The organism is Demequina sp. NBRC 110054 (assembly GCF_002090115.1).
Lineage (GTDB): Bacteria > Actinomycetota > Actinomycetes > Actinomycetales > Demequinaceae > Demequina.
Genome location: NZ_BBRK01000005.1, coordinates 256,836 through 274,870, shown reverse-complemented (window position 1 = coordinate 274,870; position 18,035 = coordinate 256,836). Strand labels below are relative to the sequence as shown.

Below are 18,035 nucleotides of genomic sequence, written 5' to 3'. Positions count from 1 at the left end.
CGTGAGAGCGCAATGGAACATCCTCGTCTCTGTTGCGTCCGGGCTGGCCATGGCCGCCGCGTTCCCCGATCTGGGCTGGTGGCCGCTCGCCTTCGTGTCGATCGGCGGCCTGTGGTGGGCGCTTCGTGACACGGGCGCGTGGGGCGGTCTCGGACTCGGCTGGCTGTACGGCGTCGCGTTCTTCGCGCCGCACGTGTGGTGGGCCTACATCGCGACGGGCGTCGTCCCGTGGGCCGCGCTGTCGATCGCCGAGGGCCTCGCGTGGGGCCTGCTCGGCGCCGCGTGGGCGCATGTGCGACGCAGCGGGATGCTCGGCAAGGGCCTGTTCGCCGGACCGTTCGCGTTCGCCCTGCTGTGGGCGGGGTTCGAGCAGCTGCGGGCCTGGGTGCCCTGGGACGGCTTCCCGTGGGGGCGCGTCGCCTTCGCGATGGCCGACGCGCCGATCGCACGCCTCGCGTGGGTCGGCGGGGTGCCGCTGATCGGCTTCGCGGTCGCCCTGGCGGGCGCCTACCTCGGGCTCGCGGTCGAGCGCGGCGTGGGACGCAGGCCGATCCAGGCCGCGACCGCGCCGATCCTCGGCATCGCGGTGGTGCTCGTCGGAGGCCTCGTGCCGCTGGACACGCGGGACACCGACGGAGAGCTCAACGTCGCGGTGATCCAGGGAAACGTCCCCAACGAGGGACTGGACTCGTTCTCGCAGGCGCGCGAGGTGCTGAACAACCATGGCGACGAGTCGATGGTCGCGATCGAGGTGGCGGACGCGGACGGCTTCGACATCGACCTCGTGATCTGGCCCGAGAACGCCGCGGACATCGACCCGCGCACCGACGACGAGTCGGCCGAGGTCGTGACCTCCGTCGCGCAGGCGGCCGGCGCTCCGCTGCTGCTGGGCACCGTCGACTACACGACCTCCGACGAGGGCCGCTACAACACGTCGCTGCTGTGGTCCCAGAGCGGCACGGTGCTCGACATGTACGTCAAGCAGCGGCCCGTGCCGTTCGCGGAGTACATCCCGATGCGGTCCTTCGCGCGCCTGTTCTCCGAGGACGTGGACCGGGTGTCCGTCGACATGCTCGCCGGCGAGGACCCCGCGATCATGCAGGTCGCGATCCCCTCGCTCGAGCGCGTGCTCACACTCGGCACCGTGATCTGCTTCGAGGTCGCGGTCGACGATGTGGTGCGCGAGGCGATCGCCGAGGGCGGCGAGCTGCTCGTGGTCCAGACCAACAACGCGACCTTCGGCGACACTGCGGAGAGCACCCAGCAGCTGCAGATGTCGCGGATCAAGGCGATCGAGACCGGCCGCTACACGATCCAGGACTCCACGGTCGGCGTGTCCGCGATCATCGCGCCGGACGGCAGGGTCCTCCAGGAGACCGAGCTCTTCACCGCGGCGAACATGCTCGCGTCCGTGGGCCTGCGCTCCGAGATCACGCCCGCCGTGCGCTTCGGCGGCTGGATCGCGTGGGCGATCTTCCTGGGCGCCGCTGGCCTCACGGTGAGCGCGGTGTCTCGCAGGCTGAAGGAGCGCTACGAATGGTGAGGACGCTCGTCATCATCCCCACCTACAACGAGCGTGAGTCGCTGCCCGTGCAGGTGGAAGGGGTGCGCGGGCACGCGCCGGACGTCGACATCCTGGTCGTGGACGATGCGTCTCCCGACGGGACGGGGGAGTGGGCCGACTCGGTGGCCGCGGTCGATCCCCGGCTGCATGTCCTGCACCGGCCAGGCAAGCAGGGGCTTGGCGTCGCGTACCGCGCGGGATTCGCGTGGGGCCTCGAGCGCGGCTACGACGTGCTCGTCGAGATGGATGCGGACGGCTCGCACCAGGCCTCCGACCTCCCGCGGCTGCTGGCCCGCACGCCCGACGCCGACCTCGTGATCGGCTCGCGCTGGGTTCCCGGGGGATCGGTCAAGAACTGGCCGAAGCGGCGCGAGATGCTGTCGACGGGCGCGAACACCTACGTGCGCCTCGCACTCGGGATCCACGTGCGCGACGCCACCGCGGGATTCCGCGCCTACAGCGCCGACATCCTGCGACGGCTCCACCTCGACACGGTCGAGTCGCAGGGCTACTGCTTCCAGATCGACATGTGCTGGCATGTGCTTCAGGCTGGCGGCACCGTCGTGGAGGTGCCGATCGAGTTCGTCGAGCGGGCTCAGGGGCAGTCGAAGATGAGCGGCGCGATCATCCGCGAGGCGCTGCTCAAGACCACGGCGTGGGGCTTCACGCGCAGGTGGCGTCAGGTCTCCGGCGCCGAGCGTCGGGAGCGCCGAGCATCGGCCGACTGACGCATCGTCCCGGCTGAGGCGTCGTCGCTGTACGGCCCTGTATCCGCCGACATGACGAGAGGCGCCCGCCGTGATGGCGGACGCCTCTCGAACGTCGGTGAAGTCGCGGCTCAGCTGGCGCGCATGCTGCGCAGGTACTCCAGCCGCTCCTCGAGGAGCACCTCGAGCTCGGGGATCGTGCGGCGCTCCAGGAGCATGTCCCAGTGGGTGCGTGCCGTCTTCTCCTCCTTGGCCTCGGGCTGGTCGCCGTCGCGCAGGAGCGCGAGGGAGCCGCAGTGGCACTCCCAGGACAGCGGCACGTCGGCCTCCACGGAGAAGGGGAACGTGAGGACGTGCCCGTTGGGGCAGTCGTAGTGAACCTCGCGGCGTGCCGCGAGCTCGGCGTTCTCGATGGACTCGAGCGACTGGGTGCCCAGTCGCATTCCTCGTAGTGCACGATCGGCCATGTCAGCCTCCCTCTCCAGCAGACGGGGATGATGCCTGCTCACAGCAGCAACGAACGCGACCGGCCCGATGTTCCACGAGACTGTCGCTCCGTGCCGCCACTTCCATCGTGTCAGAACGCGCCGGGCCCCGCGCGGCGAGACGAGTGCGCCTGCGCGAGGCTCTCCGACGTGCTCGCACGGGCGGCGGTGCGGCAGGGGGCGGCGCCGCGCAAGGGCCCTCGGACGCGAAGCGCGGACCCTCCGGTCGACCCAGCTCCGCCGCCTTGTCCAGAAAATGTCACACGTGTGCTATTTTCGTCACGAGGTGACACCGTGGTCGCCACATGAGCGCGACGAAGCGCCAGAGAGGGAGTGCGACGATGATCGGCTGGAGGACCAAGCTGGCCTACGGGTGGGGGAGCCTGGGCAACAACATCGTGTACGGGTTCGTCGCCACGTACCTGGCCGTGTACTACACGGAGGTGGTCGGGATCGCGGCCGCTTCCGCGTCGGTCCTGTTCTTCGTGGTGCGCATCGTCGACGCGACCGCGGACCCCGTGATGGGCATGATCGTCGACCGCACGCACACCCGCTGGGGTCGCTTCCGGCCCTACCTGCTGTTCACGCCTCCGGTGCTCGCGGTGCTCACCATCCTCGCGTTCTCGATCCCGTCCCTGAACACCACGGCGACGCTGGTCCTCGCGTACGTGAGCTACCTCCTGTGGGGCCTGTCGTTCACCGTGATGGACGTGCCGTACTGGTCGATGTCGGCCGCGCTCACGTCCGACGCGCGCGACCGCACGTCGCTCGTCATGGTGCCGCGCACTCTTGCGAACGTCGGCTACATCGGGGTCAACATCATCACGCTGCCGCTCGTCGCGCTGTTCTCCTTCAGTGGCGAGCGGCAGGGCTGGCAGATCGTCGCGGTGCTGTACGCGGTGACGGCCATGGCGCTCACCTGGGTCACGTTCGCGAAGGTCAAGGAGCGGGCCGAGGCGCCCGCGTCACACCGCTACAGCCTCCCGGAGATGGGGCGTCTGTTCGTCCAGAACAAGCCGCTGCTGCTGCTGCTCGGAGCGATGTTCCTCACCGAGGTGGCCTTCACGATGCGCAACATCATCCCGGTCTACTACCTCACGTACAACTACGACGCCGCGGACATGGTCCCCATGCTCGTCGGCGTGTTCGCCGTGACGACGCTCGCGGGCTCGCTGCTGAGCCCCGTGCTCGCCGGCCGTTGGGGCAAGCGCAACGCGGTGTTCGTCGGGATCGCGATCACGTCGGCGTCCTCGGTCGGCGCGTGGCTGAACGGCTACGGCTCGCTCACTCCGATCATCGGCTGGATCGCGATCACGGGTCTCGGCTACGGCATCACCAACATCTCGCTCGTGTCGATGCTCACCGACACCGTCGAGTATGGGCAGTGGAGGACTGGCCGACGCACCGAGGGCCTCGTGTTCTCGAGCAACATCTTCAAGACCAAGGTGTCGTCGGGCGTGGGCGCGTCGTTCGCGCTCGCCCTGCTCGCGGCCTTCGGCTACGTCGCGAACCAGGACCAGAGCGTCGCGACCCTCGACGGGCTGCACTCCACCATGACGATCATCCCTGGCATTGTCGGCATCCTCGCCCTCGTGCCGCTGCTCTGGTACCGCCTGGACGAGGGGCGCCACGCCGCGATCGTCGCGGAGCTCGAGGCGCGCGACGCCGAGCCCGAGGCGGTCTCATGAGCGTGCACAGCGAGCATGGCGCGGGCGAGAGAGTTGCGCCCAGACATCTTGACGTCACGAGGATGCGCGCCGACGTCGACGATCCTCGGGTCGTCGGCTACGGCAGGCTCACGCAGCGCGCCGAGCGGCGGAAGGAGGACACGTGCGAGCGAGTGTCCCTGCGTGGCACGTGGGACTTCCGGTGGTCGCCGACGTGGGCCGAGGCGGACGTGGACGATGCGCTGTTCGGCTCGGCGCGGAGGGACGATGCTGCGCTCGCCGGGGCCGGCGACGGTTGGGACCGGATCGAGGTCCCCGGAGTGTGGGAGCTCGCGGGCTATGGCACGCCGTACTACCTGGCCTTCAGGTTCCCGCCGGCGATCCGAGCGCGCGGCCGCAGGCTCGGCACGATCGATCCCCAGGACACGCCCACAGGCATCTATCGCCGGGCCGTGAGGGTCCCGTCAGAGTGGGGCGGGCGCCGCGTCACGCTGCGCTTCGAGGGCGTGAAGTCCGCCTTCCATCTCTTCGTGGACGGTCGCCTGTTCGGCTACTCGGAGGGCTCGATGACAGGGGCCACCTTCGATCTCACGGACGTCGCTGTGCCCGGCGGAGAGCTCGCAGTCGTGGTCGTGGTGCATCGGTACTCGACAGGCACCTTCCTCGAGGACCAGGACATGTGGTTCCTCTCAGGCATCACGCGCGACGTGTGGCTCGAGGCCGAGCCCGCACACGCGCCGTGGGACGTTGCGGTCACGACAGACCTGGACCCCGCGAGCGGGCTCGGATCGATCGCGATCGAGACCCTCGGCGGGGACGGCGAGTGCGTCGTCGAGCTCGACGGGGCCGAGATCGCCCGCGCCGTGATCGCCACCGGCACGTCGTCCGACGACGGAGGACTCACTCTCGCTGCCACGACCCTGGCCGCCACGGGTCTCGAGGTCGCCCCGTGGAGCGCCGAGCGGCCGCACCTCCACGACCTCACGGTGACCACGACCTCGGCCGACGGTGAGGTGGACGTGCGTCGGCTGCGGGTCGGCTTCCGGCGGGTCGAGATCGTGGGGGAGGAGCTGAGGGTCAACGGCCGCGCGGTCGTGCTCCACGGTGTCAACCGCCACGACTTCCACCCGACGCGAATCTGGGACGTGCCGGACGAGGTCCGCGAGCGCGACATCGTCCTGATGAAGCGGGCGAACGTCAACGCGCTGCGCCTGTCCCACTACCCGAACCCCGACCAGGTCTACCGCCTGTGCGACGAGCACGGGCTGTATGTCATGGATGAGGCCGAGGTGGAGTCGCACGGCGTGCGGCGCCGAGGCATCCCCGGTGACGGACCCGAATGGCGTCCGTCGGTCGTCGCGCGCGTCGAGGCCATGGTGCGGCGCTCACGCAGCCATCCGAGCGTGATCATGTGGTCGCTCGGCAACGAGGCCGGCGACGGCGAGGCCTTCCACGAGGCGAAGCGCGCGGTGCTCGCGCTCGACGCGAGTCGGCCCGTCCACTACGAGGGCGACACGACGCTCGAGACCTCCGACGTGATGTCCCTCATGTACCCCGACCCGCAGCTCGAGGAGACGATCGGCGAGGGCCGCGACATCACCGTCGGCCCCCTCGAGCGCGTCATGAACGCGCTGGCCGCCGACACCAAGGGCTTCACTGCCGCGCAGTACGCGGGCCGACCCGTCATCGCATGCGAGTACCTCCACGCGATGGAGAACAGCTTCGGCAACGCGGCCGCGCACGTGGAGAACTTCCACCGCTACGACCGGTGGGCTGGCGGCTTCGTGTGGGACTGGGTCGATCAGACGATCGAGGTGCCCCTTCACGACGGCCGTACGCGGCGTGCGTACGGCGGCGCGTTCGGCGAGCGGCCCACCGATCGATGGTTCTGCGCCAACGGCATCGTCGCGGCCGATCGCACGCCCCATCCCGCGTACACGGAGCTCGCGAAGGTCTACCAACACGTGGTAATCGCGCGTACTCCCGACGGGGTGCGAGTCACCAACAGGCACGCCTTCGACGATCTGTCGGGGCTCGTGCTGCGGTGGCGCGTGGAGCGCGACGGCGTCGCCGTGGCCAAGGGCCACGCGGACGATGCGACGGTGGCGCCGGCGGAGGCCCGCACCTTCGCGATCCCGGCGTCTCCCGTCGACGGACCGGGACTGTGGACGCTCACGGCCGCGCTGCACCTGCGCGAGGGCTCGACGTGGGCCGAGTCCGGGCACGTGGTCGCCTGGGAGCAGTTCACGCTCGCGCGCACGGTCGTCACGGCCGCGACGGACCGCTCGTGGTCGGTGCGGCGGTCGGGCTCCAGGGCCGCTCTCGTGCGCGGCGACGACCGCGTGGTCGTGGATCTGCGCAGCGGCGCGATCGACTCGCTCGTGCTCGGCGGGAGCGAGCACCTCGCGACGCCGCTCGCGCTCAACCTGTGGCGCGCGCCCACGGACAACGACCGGGGCCTGGCGAACTTCGCGCCCGTGCTCGACCTCGTCTCGGAGGAGGCGCGATGGCGCCGCGCGGTCGGCCGCGCCCGCGTGAGGTCCGTCGTGGGCTCGAATGCGGTCTCCCTTGCCTGGCGCGTGCGTGGCGCCGACGTGAGGCTCACCCTCACCGGGGCCGAGGGCGGCGTGCGCCTGTCCCTCGAGGCCGTGTCGCGCCGTCCTCTCATGCGGCTCGGGCTGACCGCGACCCTGGACGAGGGGCTGCGCCGCGTGCACTGGCTCGGCAGGGGGCCGGGAGAGAATCACCGCGACCGGCGCACCGGGTCGGCGCTCGGCGCGTGGCAGGCATCGGTCGGTGAGATGCCGCACGCCTATCCGCATCCTCAGGAGAACGGCAACCGTGCGGACCTCGAGCGCCTCGAGCTGCGCGGCGACCGCGGCGGGCTGAGGTTGACGCGCCTCGACGGCGAGCCGTTCGAGGCCTCCGTGCGGCCGTACACGCAGGCCGAGCTTGCCGCCGCGCGGTACGCGGATCAGCTGCCGGACGACGGACCCGCGACGTTGTGCCTCGATGTCGCGCAGTGCGGCGTCGGCGGCGACAAGCCGGGGGAGGCTCGGCTGCAACCCGAGGGTGTGCTCGAGCCCGGCAGGCGCTGGCGCACGGAGTGGCTGATCGAGAGTGCTGAGGCGATCGCCGATGCTGCGCTGACAGCCGATGCTGCGCCGACCGAGAGGAGTGAGGGATGACCGCGTGGACGCTGGGAGTGCGCGAGGCAGGGGTCGCACGGCCCCTCGCGGACGACGACGGACGGGTGCGCGTCGGCTCGCGGGGCTTCGACGCCGGTGACGGCGAGCTGTGGATCGACGTGACGGCGGGCCCCGAGGGTCTCGAGTTGGATCACCTGGTCCTCGAGGTCCCCGCCGACGTGAGGGAGGGCGATCTCGCGTGGCTCAACGGCTATCAGAGCTGGTCCCAGTCCGAGGTGCGACCCCTCGCCACGTGCCGCAAGCGGCTGAACCGACTCGGTCGGCTGTGGAAGCTCGAGCAGATGGGCGACCACGGGATCGCTCCGGACCAGCGGGACCACGATGCCGAGTGCTCGCACGAGGTGCTCGCGGTGCAGCGGGGCGAGGCCGCGCATCTGTGGGGCTCGCGGATCGGGACGGAGGCGTTCGCCGTCCTCGAGGTGCACGGAGAGTGGCTGCGCGTCGTGGTCGACGTGGCGGGATGGAGGATCGAGCCGGGTGAGACCGCCCGGGTCGCGTGGCTCGAGGCCCGCGCGGGCCGCTCGGCGCCCGTCCTGCTCAGGGACTGGGCGGGCAGGAGCTGGACGCCTCGGCCGGCCCCGCCCGTGACCGGGTGGACCAGCTGGTATCGCTACTACGGCGACATCGACGCGGACTCGCTGCTCGGAGAGATCGATGCGCTGAGCGCGTCGGAGATCCGCTTCGACGTGTTCCAGATCGACGACGGCTTCCAGACGCACGTGGGGGACTGGCTCGACTTCGCCCCGGGGTTCCCCGACGGCGTCGCGCCCCTCGCAGAGGCCGCGAAGGACCGCGGGATGCTGCCGGGACTGTGGCTCGCGCCCTTCGTCGCGGCGGGCAACAGCGACCTCCTCCGCGAGCATCCCGACTGGGTGCTGCGCGATGCCTCCGGCAAGCGGGTCCCCGCGGGATGGAACGGCGGGTGGAAGGGCACGTTCTACGCGCTCGACCTCTTCAACGACGAGGTGCTCGCCTACCTCGAGCGGGTCTTCGCGGAGGCGACGGGGGAGTGGGGCTTCGGGCTGCTCAAGCTCGACTTCCTCTACGCAGCGGCGTTGGACGGCCGGCCGGGCATGACGCGCGCGCAGCGCATGCGCCGGGCGATGGAGCTGCTCCGGTCGTGGGCGGGAGACGCCGCGATTCTTGGCTGCGGAGTGCCGCTCGTGAGCGCGGCGGGGCTCGTCGAGTACTGCCGCATCGGCGCCGATGTCGCCGCGAAGTGGGAGGACCATGCACAGCGCCGCATGCACTACCGGGAGCGGATCTCTACCGTGTCGTCGATGCGCAGCACGATCGCGCGCGCCTGGATGGACGGCACGTGGTTCGGCAACGATCCCGACGTCGTCATCCTGCGCACGACGGACACGCGTCTGAGCGACGCCGAGAGGCGCACTCTTCACGCCGTCAACACGACGCTCGGCTCGCTCGTCTTCGTGAGCGACGACATCTCGACCTACGACCCGGAGACGACGGCGCTGCTCGCGACCTGGGACCCGCCCGGAGCGGCGAGGATCGTCGCGCATACCCGGTCGGGCATGATCGATCGTATGCAGACGGACCAGGGTCCGTTCGTGCTCGAGCTCGGAGACAGGACCGGGCGAGTCCTCGAGAGGGAGTAGCCATGGGCGTCAGGGAGCGGCGACGGCAGGAGCTCGTCGACGCCGCGCGGGCGCTGTTCCTCGAGCGCGGCTTCGACCAGGTCATGATCGACGACATCGCGGATGAATGCGGCGTCACGCGCCGGACCGTCTATCGCTACTTCCCGACGCGCGATCATGTCGCGTTGGCCGTCGAGGTGGATCTCCTCGAGCGCTGGGGAGTGCTGCTCGAGGGCCTGAGCGCGCGCTGGTCCGGCACCGCGGCCGCGCGGCTGGGGAGCGCCCTTGCGGACATCGAGGGACTCATCGACGACCACGCCGACGAGGTGCGCTTCACCCAGGTCTTCGACGTGCAGCTCGGCGGCGGGGAGGACAGCGACCTCAGCGCACAGTTCCAGGCGGCGATCCGTGCATTGCTGAGACCCCTCGTGGACGTGCTGCGCCTGGGGGAGCAGGACGGCACCCTGCGGCTTGCGGACTCGCCGGAGGTCACGGCCTCGACGCTGACCAACGCGTACCTCGGCCTCGCACAGCGGGTGTACGGCTTCGGTGACAGGCTTGCACAGGAGCAGTCGGTGGAGCCGCGGAGGATGCTGACCGAGCTCAGCAGGCTGTATGCGGCGGCCTTGATCATCGAATAGGAAGAATACCTGGTATATCTTTATCTCAAGATAGTGCGTGAAGGCGTGTGGTGGGGCGACACGGCGACGCCACGGGGACGATGCGGGAGGCACCATGAGCGGGCACGACGCGGATGAGCAGTTCGCCTCGGACGACGCGATCGATGCCTTCGTCGCCGAGTGGCACCGCGAACGGCCGGGCCTCGACACGGAGGCGCTCGAGATCTTCGGCCGGCTGAGCCGGTACGCACGGCTCGTGTCGGTCATGAACGAGCGCGTGCTGGCGGCGCACGACCTGCAGCCCTGGGAGCTCGAGGTGCTTGAGGCGCTCACGCGTCAGGGAACGCCTCACAGGCTTACCGCGGGCGATATCGAGCGGCTCACGCTCATCACGTCGGGCACGACGACGCACCGCATCGGCAGGCTCGAACGTCGCGGCTACGTAAGGCGCGTGCGCGACGACAGGGACAAGCGCATCGTCTGGGTCGCCCTCACTGACGCTGGTCACGAAGCGTGTCTTGAAGGGCTCGACGCGATGCTCGACGGACAGCGACGCGCGCTGGACATGCTCGAGCCCGACGCACGCGACGCGCTGCGGTCGGGGCTCGAGTCGCTGGGGCAGCTGCTCAGGGACGAGCCGCCGACGCTGCGGAGCGACGAGGCGTGACAGGCCGCCAGCGTTCAGATGCCGCTCCGGCACAACCATGTGCATCACGCCGATAATGCACACTCTGCGCGTCTGCCTGGACAGGCTGCGCCGTCGCTGTCATGCTGGTCATCAGATACCCCTTCGCGGTTGTGGCGAGGCGTGGCGTCGAGCCGGTCCCGGGTGCCTTTGGCGAGGCCCCGGGACCGCCCCTTTTTGCCTACGCCTTCGCCTTCTCCTGGGTCGCAGGAGCAGCGGCGGGAGCGGGAGCGGTGACCGCGTCGAGCGTCACCATCTTGACCGCGAACATGCCCCTCTCGGCGGTGTCCACCGCGACGGTGGCGTCGATGGTCATGTCCTGCAGGTCGAGGACCTCGACAGCCGGGATCACCGACTCGAAGACGAGAACCTCGCACGTGTCGCCACGCGGCTCGGTGAGAACGGTGACGCAGGCGCCATAGACCGCCTGGTCGGACTTGCGTCGGAGGATGTCGGCGCGCACGGCGCGTCCGGTGATGTGCATGATCTTGGCCACGACGGACCCTCTTTTCGTTGTGGGGAGTTGGCGCTCCCGGGTGTGTCCTGCACTCGCAACGTAGCGCCTATCTCAAGTTCTGTCTACGACACGCCGACAATTGATCCATGCCACGTGAACAACGGAGCGTGCATAATGGCCTACCCGGCTACGCGGTAGTGGAGTGGGACCACGCAGTGCGAGCGCACACACTCAGCACCGACCGCCTGACAGCCATGCGCGAGACCGCCCGCGACTACGCGCAGCGCTGCGCACTCGCACTCGCCACCGGCGACCTGTGGGCCGCGCAGCACGCCGCCGACATCGCGACCTTCGGTCTACGCGAGTACGAGACGGAGCGCGGCCTCTTGGAAGAACGAGAAGCCCGACGCATCCGCGCCGGGATCTTCCCTTGAGCACCTAGAGGGTGGGGGGGTTATCTCACCTACCCCCCGTGGTTACTGCCACGGGGGGTCAGCCGTAGCGGCTCGGGCTTGGGCCGGTTGTCAAGCGCGGCAGCGACGAGGTCGAAGACCTTGGACCAGTCCCCACCGTTAGCAGCTGCGAGCCGGTCGAGCGTGGGCCCGTACTGGTGCGCAAGCCACATCAGTGCCCGTTCGTCGTTCGTCTCGCGCCAGATGTCTAGCGGCTCATGCTTGACCTTCACGCCCTCGACCGCTTCGAGCAGGTCGCGTGTCCACACGGCCATGCCCCACACTTCGTCGGCGCTGACGTAAGCGGCGCGCGCTCGAGCGGCTTTCTTGGGTCGCACCTGCACCTCGAGGCGGCACCAGTCCAGCGGCGCGGTCAGATCGGGCTTGACGGCCTGGCCGCGTAGTTGCTTGCCCTTCTCATAGAGCCTGACGAGCGCGTCGGCCTTGGGTGAGCCCATGTAGAGCGTGCGGCCTCTGACTTTCTCGACGTAGTCGCCGTAGTGGCGTGTCTGGATCGGGCGAGCCCGCTCGACGCGTTCGCCGTCCTTGCGGGTGCGCCATGCCGCGAGGTCTAGGCACTGATCGTAGAGCCGTGTCCACATCGCGTCTGCGTCGCCGTCGTCTTGGAAGTCGATCGCCGAGTCCATGCGGGTCACGTGGTGATCGTCGGGCCACTGTTCGCGCACGAGGGTGGCGAAGGGCTCGGCTCGGTGGCCGGAGGCCCAGCAGTGGACCCCGCCGCCGTTGCCGCCGTGCAGCACGTACACGGCGACACCGTCGTCGCCCTTGAGGTCATAGCCGTTGGTGTACGAGTAGCGGGGAGTGCCGTCGTGGACGGTCAGTCCCCAGGCCTGGCAGAAGACGTCGAGCACGTGCTCCAGATCGTCTCTGATCGTGCACTGGTACCAGTCGAAGTGTGCGCCCTCACCTGTCAGGCGCTCGGGTGGGGTGGCCCCCCCGGCCGCGTCTACGACCGGGGGGACCTGCTCGGATGCCACGGAATGTCTCCTAGGAGGTTGTGCCCACGTTGGCGCGTGGGGGAGGGGGAGGGGCTATCCGAGCCGTCTGGTGGGCCTCGTGGGCCCTCTGTGGGGGAAGTCATGCGGTGAGGTCCAAGAGGACATGTGGTGCAGGGAGCAGACCGGGGATCAGGGCCTCGCGGTTGTCACTTCGCTGACGCTCGTGACATGTTCCGGGGTCGGGGGCCCCCGCGTCCCCGCTGCACCGGAGCCCGCTACGCGGCGCGCCTGCGGCGCGGTCCTTCGGACTCTCCTGCGGGGCCCCTCGCGCCCCAACCCCTGCCGGGGTCAGGACGTGTGTTGCGTACAACCGCAGCCGGGACGAGGCACGATCTGTTGCCCGGTGGTGCGCAGCGGTGTGGGGTCCAAAGCGGGGCGAGTTGGTAGGAGTCCCGTAGTGGTGGGCACGCCCACCCATCTCGGACACTCGTTCCTCGTGACCGAGATAGCCGGTCGAGAGGTTGAGGCACCATCGAGCATGGTGGGGGAGAGGGTGTCCGGTATTCATGAGACGTTCGCCCTAGCGGCAGAAATCATCGACGCGACCGTGGCCGGCGTCGCCTCGTGCTGGTGGTCATCGTGCTCATCGTTGAGCAGCTGCGAAGTCTCGCCCTCGTCGTGGCCCTTGCACATCTGCCGCGGCTTGCGCTTGCCACACACCGCACAAATGGCGTGATCGGCCTGGAGTTCGAGTTCTTCGCGCGTGTCGTACGCGTCGAGGCGCAGCGAGTTCAGCCACACGAAGCCGTACTGGTTGCGCGGCGTGTCGCGGTTGATGCTCGTGGTGGTCTCGGAGCGGAAGTCATATGCCTTGGCCAGAGAGACCTTCGTGTCCTTCCACAGTTGCCCTTCACGCTTCACGCGCACGAGCGCCTTGAGCGAGACCACCGACTGAGTAACGCGGCGAATCTTGACGTCGACGTCTTCGAGGACCGGCGCGGACCACAGGAGCATGGCGTCGCGGTGGCGCAGCGCGGCGAGCCTCATCACCATCTCAGGCGGGGACGCGTTGGTCTCGCGGGCCGGAGCGATGGACGCGATGTCATCGAGGATGACGATGTCGCCGTCCGCGTTCATGATGTCGAGCAGCCCGGTCAGCCGCTTGACGGGGACCCCGGCGCGATCCTCGTCAATCCAGATGTTGGACAGGATCGGGCGCCCATGCTTCTGCGCCTGGTCGATGCCGGTGTCCACCATCAGTGCGGACTTGCCACCGCCGTTCATCCCGATGAACCCTTGGATGGGGAACCAGGGGACGTCGAAGATGGGTTGAGGGAACAGGCCCACGGCACTACCTCCGGAACTTCAGAAAGATGTTGAGTACGAACATGACGACGACGATCAGCAGGATCGCGCCGAAGACCGTCAGCGAGGTCGAGACGACGTTGCTCATGGCCGCGTACGGGATGTAGGGGATCGCAGGGAACCAGCCCGCAATGGTGCCGACCGCCGTCGCGCCGTGGCCCATGCCCACCCACAGCGCGTCAGGCAGATCGATGGAGAACAGGTAGTCCAGGACTTGCCCGGCCAGCCACCAGATGAATTGGAGGATCACGAAATCGACCCCCATTCGTACTCGCCGAGGGTCGAGGGCTGGAGCGCGGGGACCCGCTGGTCCTGCACCACCACGACCGTCCACCGCCAGATCGCGAAGGCCAGCGCCAGCCACACGAGCGCGCTCATGAAGGTCCGCACCCCGGATTGCATCGGCAGGTCGCAGGTGTCGAGGGTGAGGCCCTGGAGGTCGTCGTCACCGTCGAGCAGGACGCCGCAGGCACCCTCTTGGCCGGAGAACGAGTAGCCGACCGACTTGGCCATTTTGACGCCGTAGTCCACCGCCTGCCAGATCTCCCAGCGCTGAATCCCGGTGACCATCGAGTCCCACACATCGGACCATTCCGCATCAGCTGCGAACAGGCACTGGAAGTAGCCGACGACGTCGAGCGAGTCGATGTCATCGCAGTACGTCTTGACGCAGTCGAAGTCTGTGCACACGCCGTCCGCGTACTCGAAGCCAACCGAGGTCGGAGCGTAGGGGATGTCATCGAGCGCGCCGCCAGTGACCAGCATCGTTTGGACGTCGTACCCGTCGGAGGTTCCGTACTCGACGTAACCCGCCGTGCCCTCGGGATAGAAGTAACGCCAGTAGGACGTATCCGATTCGATGGAGCCGCCCGCGTAGGGCTGCCACTCGACACGAGCGATGGACACGCCGTCTGCCAGCGCCACAGTCTTTGAAATGTCCGCATCGTTGCCCGCCGTCAGGTAGCGCAGGACGACCGATGCGACCAGGTTGTCTTCCGTGTCGTACGCGCGCAGATACCCGACGTACGTCCCCATGTCCTCGGTCATGTACGGCGTGTACGTCTCTCGCATACACGCAAGCCGCGTCGCGTTGTCCGCATCGGTGCACGGATTGCCGAGGATCGCGATGGATACCGAGGTCTCGTCTGCCGACGCTTCGAACGTGAGCGGCCCCCATGTGTTATCACCGTCGAGCCAGCCCGACACCTGGTCACTGTCAGGGTCAGCGGACGAGTAGCCCGCCCACACCGCGACGCCGCGTTCTAGCGGCGCCAGGCAGGGGTCCTGCGTGAATCCCAGCGTGATCCACACGCGCGGATTGAGCCACGACGCACCGGGATACCACGGCTGATAGGAGCCGGTTCCGGCCTCGAACACGGTGCCATCTTCGTTGATGCACACCGGCCAGCCGCCGAACGTGTAATAGCCGTCCTCATCGGCGATGTCCACGTCCTTATAGACCAGAGAGCCCAGGGTCTCAGCGTCGACGTCGGCCCAGTCATCGAGCGTGACTTTGCCGCCGTTGAGCGAGACACCACCGGCCTCGACCGATCCATCTGTGACCTCGCAGGAGGCCACCGGCGAGGTCTCCCACGATTGGTAGATGTCGCACACGTCGCCCATCGGGACGAACAGCGACGCGGCGAGCAGCAGGTCGAGCATGTTGATGTCCCTTCCGAACATCGCGCGGATTTCGCTCGCAAGGGCCCGCGAGCAAGGCACAAGCCGGGAGCGTGTGCGCCGTGCAGTGGCGCGGCGCACGCGCCCCCGGCCTGGTGGCGCTTACTTCACGAAGCGCTTGACGAGACGCCAGCCGACGCCGATGGCGAGCAGCGAACCACCCACCGTCAGGGCGATCGGAGCGGCGTCGCCAATCGACGCCTCAAGGGTCGTCTGGAGGGACGCGAACAGGGTTGCGATGTCCATGCTGAGTTTCACCTCCCTTCACGAATCAGGCCGACGATCCAGCCGAGAGCCACACCGACGCCGTACACCGTGGCGGCGAACATGGCGGCGCTCATCGGGTGAACCGAGCGACGAGGCGAAATCCGATGCCGAGCGCGACGAGCCAGAACAGCGGCTGGCTAATCTGGACTACGGCATCGAACGAGAATTGCGGGCCCATCAGACAAGGTGCCTTCCGGTCACCACGCCCGCAGAGAGCATGAGCAGCGAGCCCGCGACGACAGCCACATCGGCCAGCCAGTCGGGGAAGTTCTGCCACACGTTGATGTCACCCATCACGACCACCGCCCGAAGATGCGCGCGAGGCGCCGCACGTCGAGCACGAGCATGGCCGCAGCTGCGAGAGCCGAACCGACGCGCATCACGAGAACACCACCTGGGCGGCGAGGATGCCGAGGCCGAAGAACGCGGCGAACGTGACCGCGTACCAGCCGAAGGCTTCCTCTCGACGGAGGTCCTGAGAAGTCACCTTGGTCACGTCAGCGCCGCCGATGCGTACACGGCGGGCGAGCCGCAGATCGAGCAGCCGCGTTCGATGAACACGGCGCGCCCGGTGAGGCTGCGCGCGTCGTTCAGGCGCATGGTCCACAGGCCGGTCGCACCGCACGAGTCAGGCCCGAGCGTGCAGACCGTTTCGAGGATCGCGGTGTCCTTGCGATGCGTTATGACACCGGGGTTTTCTCGGCAGATAGCAGGCATGTTGAGGCCCGCGCGCCGATAATGCACATTATGTCATCTCACGTGTGAGGCGCCGGCGCTGCCGCGCTGCCTCACCGCGACGGATGACGGGGATCCGTCCGCGAGACGAAGTGCACCGTGGCGTGACTCCCCTGCGCAAGAGCCTCGAGCGCGAGCGCCTCGTGAGGTACGAGCGGTGAGGGCAGGTCGCCCAGAGCGAACCAGCGCAGGTCGGCGCACTTGTCGGGCTCCTGAATCCGGGGCGTTCCGCTCCAGGTGCGGCACTCGAAGAACCAGTCGACGCGCTGCTCCTTGTCGGGGCCACCGACGAGTTGTCTCTGCATCACGGTGATCGCGACGAGGTCCTCGCTGTGGATCTCGATACCGAGCTCCTCGCGGGCCTCTCGCACAGCGGTCTCGAGCGCGGTCTCGTACCGCTCTCCGTGCCCGGCCGCGCCGGCGGCCCAGTGGTCGTTCATGTAGTCGGTGCCGTGCCTCAGCTGCAGCAGCACCTCGTCGCCACGACGCAGGAAGACGTAGGAGGCGGGGATCAGTGCGTGCGCGGGCCGAGCCATGACCGCAGGCTATCCGAGGCGTACTCCCCCGGACCGCTGGCGCGCCTCCGCTACTGCGGCGGCGTCTGGACGTCGACGGACAGCTCGGAGCTGCCGTCGAAGACCAGGCGCTCGCCGAGATCCTCGTCGAGCGTGATCATGCTCGACGTGAGGTGGGACGTGCAGTCGATCTTGGTCGTCCAGTCCAGGCGCACCGTCAGCGTCACCGACGAGTCGGTCTCGGTGACGTCGATCTCGGAGTCTCGGTTGCAGTCGTCGAAAGTGATCTCCACGGACTCCGAGGCGGCGCGACCGTACACGGCGTCGATCGGGACGGCCGTGGTGCTGTCCGCCCGAGGGATCAGGTACCAGCCGGCGCCGACCACGGCGCCCAGCGCCACGATCCCTGCCAGCCGGCGCCAGGATGCGTCGGTCATCGTCACGGCACTCGCCTCCTCGTGAGCTCGGTGTCCCGAGCATAGCGGCGAGTCCGCCGTTTCCACGATGTCCTAGGACGCGGCAGATGTCCGAATGTGCGCAATGACACAGCGTGGCCGAGGAGGCCGCGGCTCAGGCGTACGCGAGCTCCTCGAGACGCTGCACGATGCCGTCGGTCCAGGTGCGGACCGCCTCGAAGTCGCGGAAGTCGCCGCGGGGCGGGTTGAGCGCGGTGATCAGCGCCTTCTCCCCCACGTTGAGCTTCTCGTAGTCGAGGGCGCCGGGGAACCGCGCGTGGTCGTGCGCGTTCACGAGGCCCGCGAAGCCGTCCGACTCGTCGAGCGGCTGACCGGGCTTCACGACGGTCTCCATGCCGACCGAGAACAGCCACACGTCCTTGGCCTTGAGCTCCTCGACGTTCTGGCGCAGCAGCGACGAGGCGTCGCGGCGCCACAGCCCGCCGTACACGGCGGAGCCGAGGATGACGGCGTCGTAGAAGTGGAGGCCCTGCACGTCGCACGCATCGGCGACGTCGATGTCGAAGCCGCGCTCCGCGATCTGGTCGGCGATGTGCTGCGCCACCTCGCGGGTGGCACCGTACTTCGAACCGACAGCAACCAGGATCTTCATCG

The 18,035-nt window shown here is 68.7% G+C and carries 19 protein-coding genes; 8 read left to right on the top strand and 11 right to left on the bottom strand.

Going from position 1 to position 18,035, the window contains the following annotated elements; translation table 11 throughout:
- The first annotated feature begins 1 nt into the window (after position 1).
- Positions 2-1,543 (top strand): apolipoprotein N-acyltransferase, encoded by a 1,542-nt coding sequence (gene lnt / locus B7K23_RS10550; protein ID WP_143338240.1) that lies wholly within the window; start codon positions 2-4, stop codon positions 1,541-1,543.
- Positions 1,537-2,292, top strand: coding sequence for a polyprenol monophosphomannose synthase (locus B7K23_RS10545; protein WP_084126541.1), 756 nt, complete (start codon positions 1,537-1,539; stop codon positions 2,290-2,292). Before lnt ends, B7K23_RS10545 begins: the two co-directional genes overlap by 7 nt.
- Before the next feature lie 110 nt (positions 2,293-2,402).
- Here the strand turns inward: B7K23_RS10545 and B7K23_RS10540 are convergent, their stop codons facing one another.
- On the bottom strand, positions 2,403-2,738 hold the full coding sequence (locus B7K23_RS10540) for an RNA polymerase-binding protein RbpA (RefSeq protein ID WP_084126540.1): 336 nt from the start codon (positions 2,736-2,738) through the stop codon (positions 2,403-2,405).
- A 359-nt stretch (positions 2,739-3,097) separates the two neighbouring features.
- Here B7K23_RS10540 and B7K23_RS10535 point away from each other — a divergent pair, with 359 nt between their 5' ends.
- The 5 genes from B7K23_RS10535 to B7K23_RS10515 all read left to right on the top strand — a co-directional run bounded on the left by B7K23_RS10535 (position 3,098) and on the right by B7K23_RS10515 (position 10,517).
- Complete coding sequence (locus tag B7K23_RS10535) at positions 3,098-4,444, top strand: glycoside-pentoside-hexuronide (GPH):cation symporter (protein ID WP_159451388.1); 1,347 nt, start codon at positions 3,098-3,100, stop codon at positions 4,442-4,444.
- The gene (locus B7K23_RS10530; RefSeq protein WP_084126538.1) at positions 4,441-7,611 is read left to right on the top strand and encodes a glycoside hydrolase family 2 TIM barrel-domain containing protein; all 3,171 of its coding nucleotides are present in this window, start codon (positions 4,441-4,443) and stop codon (positions 7,609-7,611) included. The genes B7K23_RS10535 and B7K23_RS10530 overlap by 4 nt, the downstream gene beginning before the upstream one ends.
- Entirely contained in the window at positions 7,608-9,251 is a 1,644-nt protein-coding gene (locus B7K23_RS10525) for a glycoside hydrolase family 36 protein (RefSeq protein WP_084126537.1), read from the top strand. Before B7K23_RS10530 ends, B7K23_RS10525 begins: the two co-directional genes overlap by 4 nt.
- A 2-nt stretch (positions 9,252-9,253) precedes the next feature.
- Positions 9,254-9,871, top strand: coding sequence for a TetR/AcrR family transcriptional regulator (locus B7K23_RS15750; RefSeq protein ID WP_159451387.1), 618 nt, complete (start codon positions 9,254-9,256; stop codon positions 9,869-9,871).
- Between the two features lie 94 nt (positions 9,872-9,965).
- A complete protein-coding gene (locus B7K23_RS10515; RefSeq protein WP_084126536.1) occupies positions 9,966-10,517 on the top strand; it encodes a MarR family winged helix-turn-helix transcriptional regulator in 552 nt (183 codons plus the stop codon).
- A gap of 199 nt (positions 10,518-10,716) precedes the next feature.
- Here B7K23_RS10515 and B7K23_RS10510 read toward each other — a convergent pair whose 3' ends face one another.
- Positions 10,717-11,031: a hypothetical protein gene (locus tag B7K23_RS10510; RefSeq protein ID WP_084126535.1), complete on the bottom strand. Its 315-nt coding sequence runs from the start codon at positions 11,029-11,031 to the stop codon at positions 10,717-10,719.
- 215 nt (positions 11,032-11,246) lie between these two features.
- Between B7K23_RS10510 and B7K23_RS10505 the strand changes: the two genes are divergently transcribed.
- Entirely contained in the window at positions 11,247-11,426 is a 180-nt protein-coding gene (locus tag B7K23_RS10505; protein ID WP_143338239.1) for a hypothetical protein, read from the top strand.
- Between the two features lie 29 nt (positions 11,427-11,455).
- Here B7K23_RS10505 and B7K23_RS10500 read toward each other — a convergent pair whose 3' ends face one another.
- The 9 genes from B7K23_RS10500 to B7K23_RS10470 form a co-directional block, all read right to left on the bottom strand.
- Entirely contained in the window at positions 11,456-12,442 is a 987-nt protein-coding gene (locus B7K23_RS10500) for a replication initiation factor domain-containing protein (protein WP_084126533.1), read from the bottom strand.
- A gap of 525 nt (positions 12,443-12,967) precedes the next feature.
- Positions 12,968-13,750, bottom strand: a complete 783-nt coding sequence (locus B7K23_RS10495; RefSeq protein WP_084126532.1) for a hypothetical protein — start codon at positions 13,748-13,750, stop codon at positions 12,968-12,970.
- 4 nt (positions 13,751-13,754) lie between these two features.
- On the bottom strand, positions 13,755-14,033 hold the full coding sequence (locus B7K23_RS10490) for a hypothetical protein (RefSeq protein WP_084126531.1): 279 nt from the start codon (positions 14,031-14,033) through the stop codon (positions 13,755-13,757).
- Positions 14,015-15,430 carry a hypothetical protein gene (locus B7K23_RS10485; protein WP_143338238.1) on the bottom strand — a complete coding sequence of 472 codons (1,416 nt, stop codon included), beginning with the start codon at positions 15,428-15,430 and terminating at the stop codon, positions 14,015-14,017. Before B7K23_RS10485 ends, B7K23_RS10490 begins: the two co-directional genes overlap by 19 nt.
- Before the next feature lie 120 nt (positions 15,431-15,550).
- Complete coding sequence (locus tag B7K23_RS15745) at positions 15,551-15,694, bottom strand: hypothetical protein (RefSeq protein ID WP_159451386.1); 144 nt, start codon at positions 15,692-15,694, stop codon at positions 15,551-15,553.
- A gap of 513 nt (positions 15,695-16,207) precedes the next feature.
- Positions 16,208-16,459 carry a hypothetical protein gene (locus tag B7K23_RS15515; protein ID WP_143338237.1) on the bottom strand — a complete coding sequence of 84 codons (252 nt, stop codon included), beginning with the start codon at positions 16,457-16,459 and terminating at the stop codon, positions 16,208-16,210.
- Positions 16,460-16,503: 44 nt separating this feature from the next.
- A complete protein-coding gene (locus B7K23_RS10480) occupies positions 16,504-16,986 on the bottom strand; it encodes an NUDIX domain-containing protein (RefSeq protein WP_084126529.1) in 483 nt (160 codons plus the stop codon).
- A 50-nt stretch (positions 16,987-17,036) separates the two neighbouring features.
- Complete coding sequence (locus tag B7K23_RS10475) at positions 17,037-17,408, bottom strand: hypothetical protein (RefSeq protein WP_084126528.1); 372 nt, start codon at positions 17,406-17,408, stop codon at positions 17,037-17,039.
- A 127-nt stretch (positions 17,409-17,535) separates the two neighbouring features.
- A complete protein-coding gene (locus B7K23_RS10470) occupies positions 17,536-18,033 on the bottom strand; it encodes a flavodoxin domain-containing protein (RefSeq protein WP_084126527.1) in 498 nt (165 codons plus the stop codon).
- Positions 18,034-18,035: the final 2 nt, after the last annotated feature.

Coding starts and splice junctions, on each gene's coding strand:
- B7K23_RS10545 (WP_084126541.1), top strand. CDS start 1,537: ATGGTGAGGACGCTCGTCATCATCCCCACCTACAACGAGCGTGAGTCG.
- B7K23_RS10540 (WP_084126540.1), bottom strand. CDS start 2,738: ATGGCCGATCGTGCACTACGAGGAATGCGACTGGGCACCCAGTCGCTC.
- B7K23_RS10535 (WP_159451388.1), top strand. CDS start 3,098: ATGATCGGCTGGAGGACCAAGCTGGCCTACGGGTGGGGGAGCCTGGGC.
- B7K23_RS10530 (WP_084126538.1), top strand. CDS start 4,441: ATGAGCGTGCACAGCGAGCATGGCGCGGGCGAGAGAGTTGCGCCCAGA.
- B7K23_RS10525 (WP_084126537.1), top strand. CDS start 7,608: ATGACCGCGTGGACGCTGGGAGTGCGCGAGGCAGGGGTCGCACGGCCC.
- B7K23_RS15750 (WP_159451387.1), top strand. CDS start 9,254: ATGGGCGTCAGGGAGCGGCGACGGCAGGAGCTCGTCGACGCCGCGCGG.
- B7K23_RS10515 (WP_084126536.1), top strand. CDS start 9,966: ATGAGCGGGCACGACGCGGATGAGCAGTTCGCCTCGGACGACGCGATC.
- B7K23_RS10505 (WP_143338239.1), top strand. CDS start 11,247: ATGCGCGAGACCGCCCGCGACTACGCGCAGCGCTGCGCACTCGCACTC.
- B7K23_RS10490 (WP_084126531.1), bottom strand. CDS start 14,033: ATGGGGGTCGATTTCGTGATCCTCCAATTCATCTGGTGGCTGGCCGGG.
- B7K23_RS10485 (WP_143338238.1), bottom strand. CDS start 15,430: ATGCTCGACCTGCTGCTCGCCGCGTCGCTGTTCGTCCCGATGGGCGAC.
- B7K23_RS15745 (WP_159451386.1), bottom strand. CDS start 15,694: ATGGACATCGCAACCCTGTTCGCGTCCCTCCAGACGACCCTTGAGGCG.
- B7K23_RS10480 (WP_084126529.1), bottom strand. CDS start 16,986: ATGGCTCGGCCCGCGCACGCACTGATCCCCGCCTCCTACGTCTTCCTG.
- B7K23_RS10470 (WP_084126527.1), bottom strand. CDS start 18,033: ATGAAGATCCTGGTTGCTGTCGGTTCGAAGTACGGTGCCACCCGCGAG.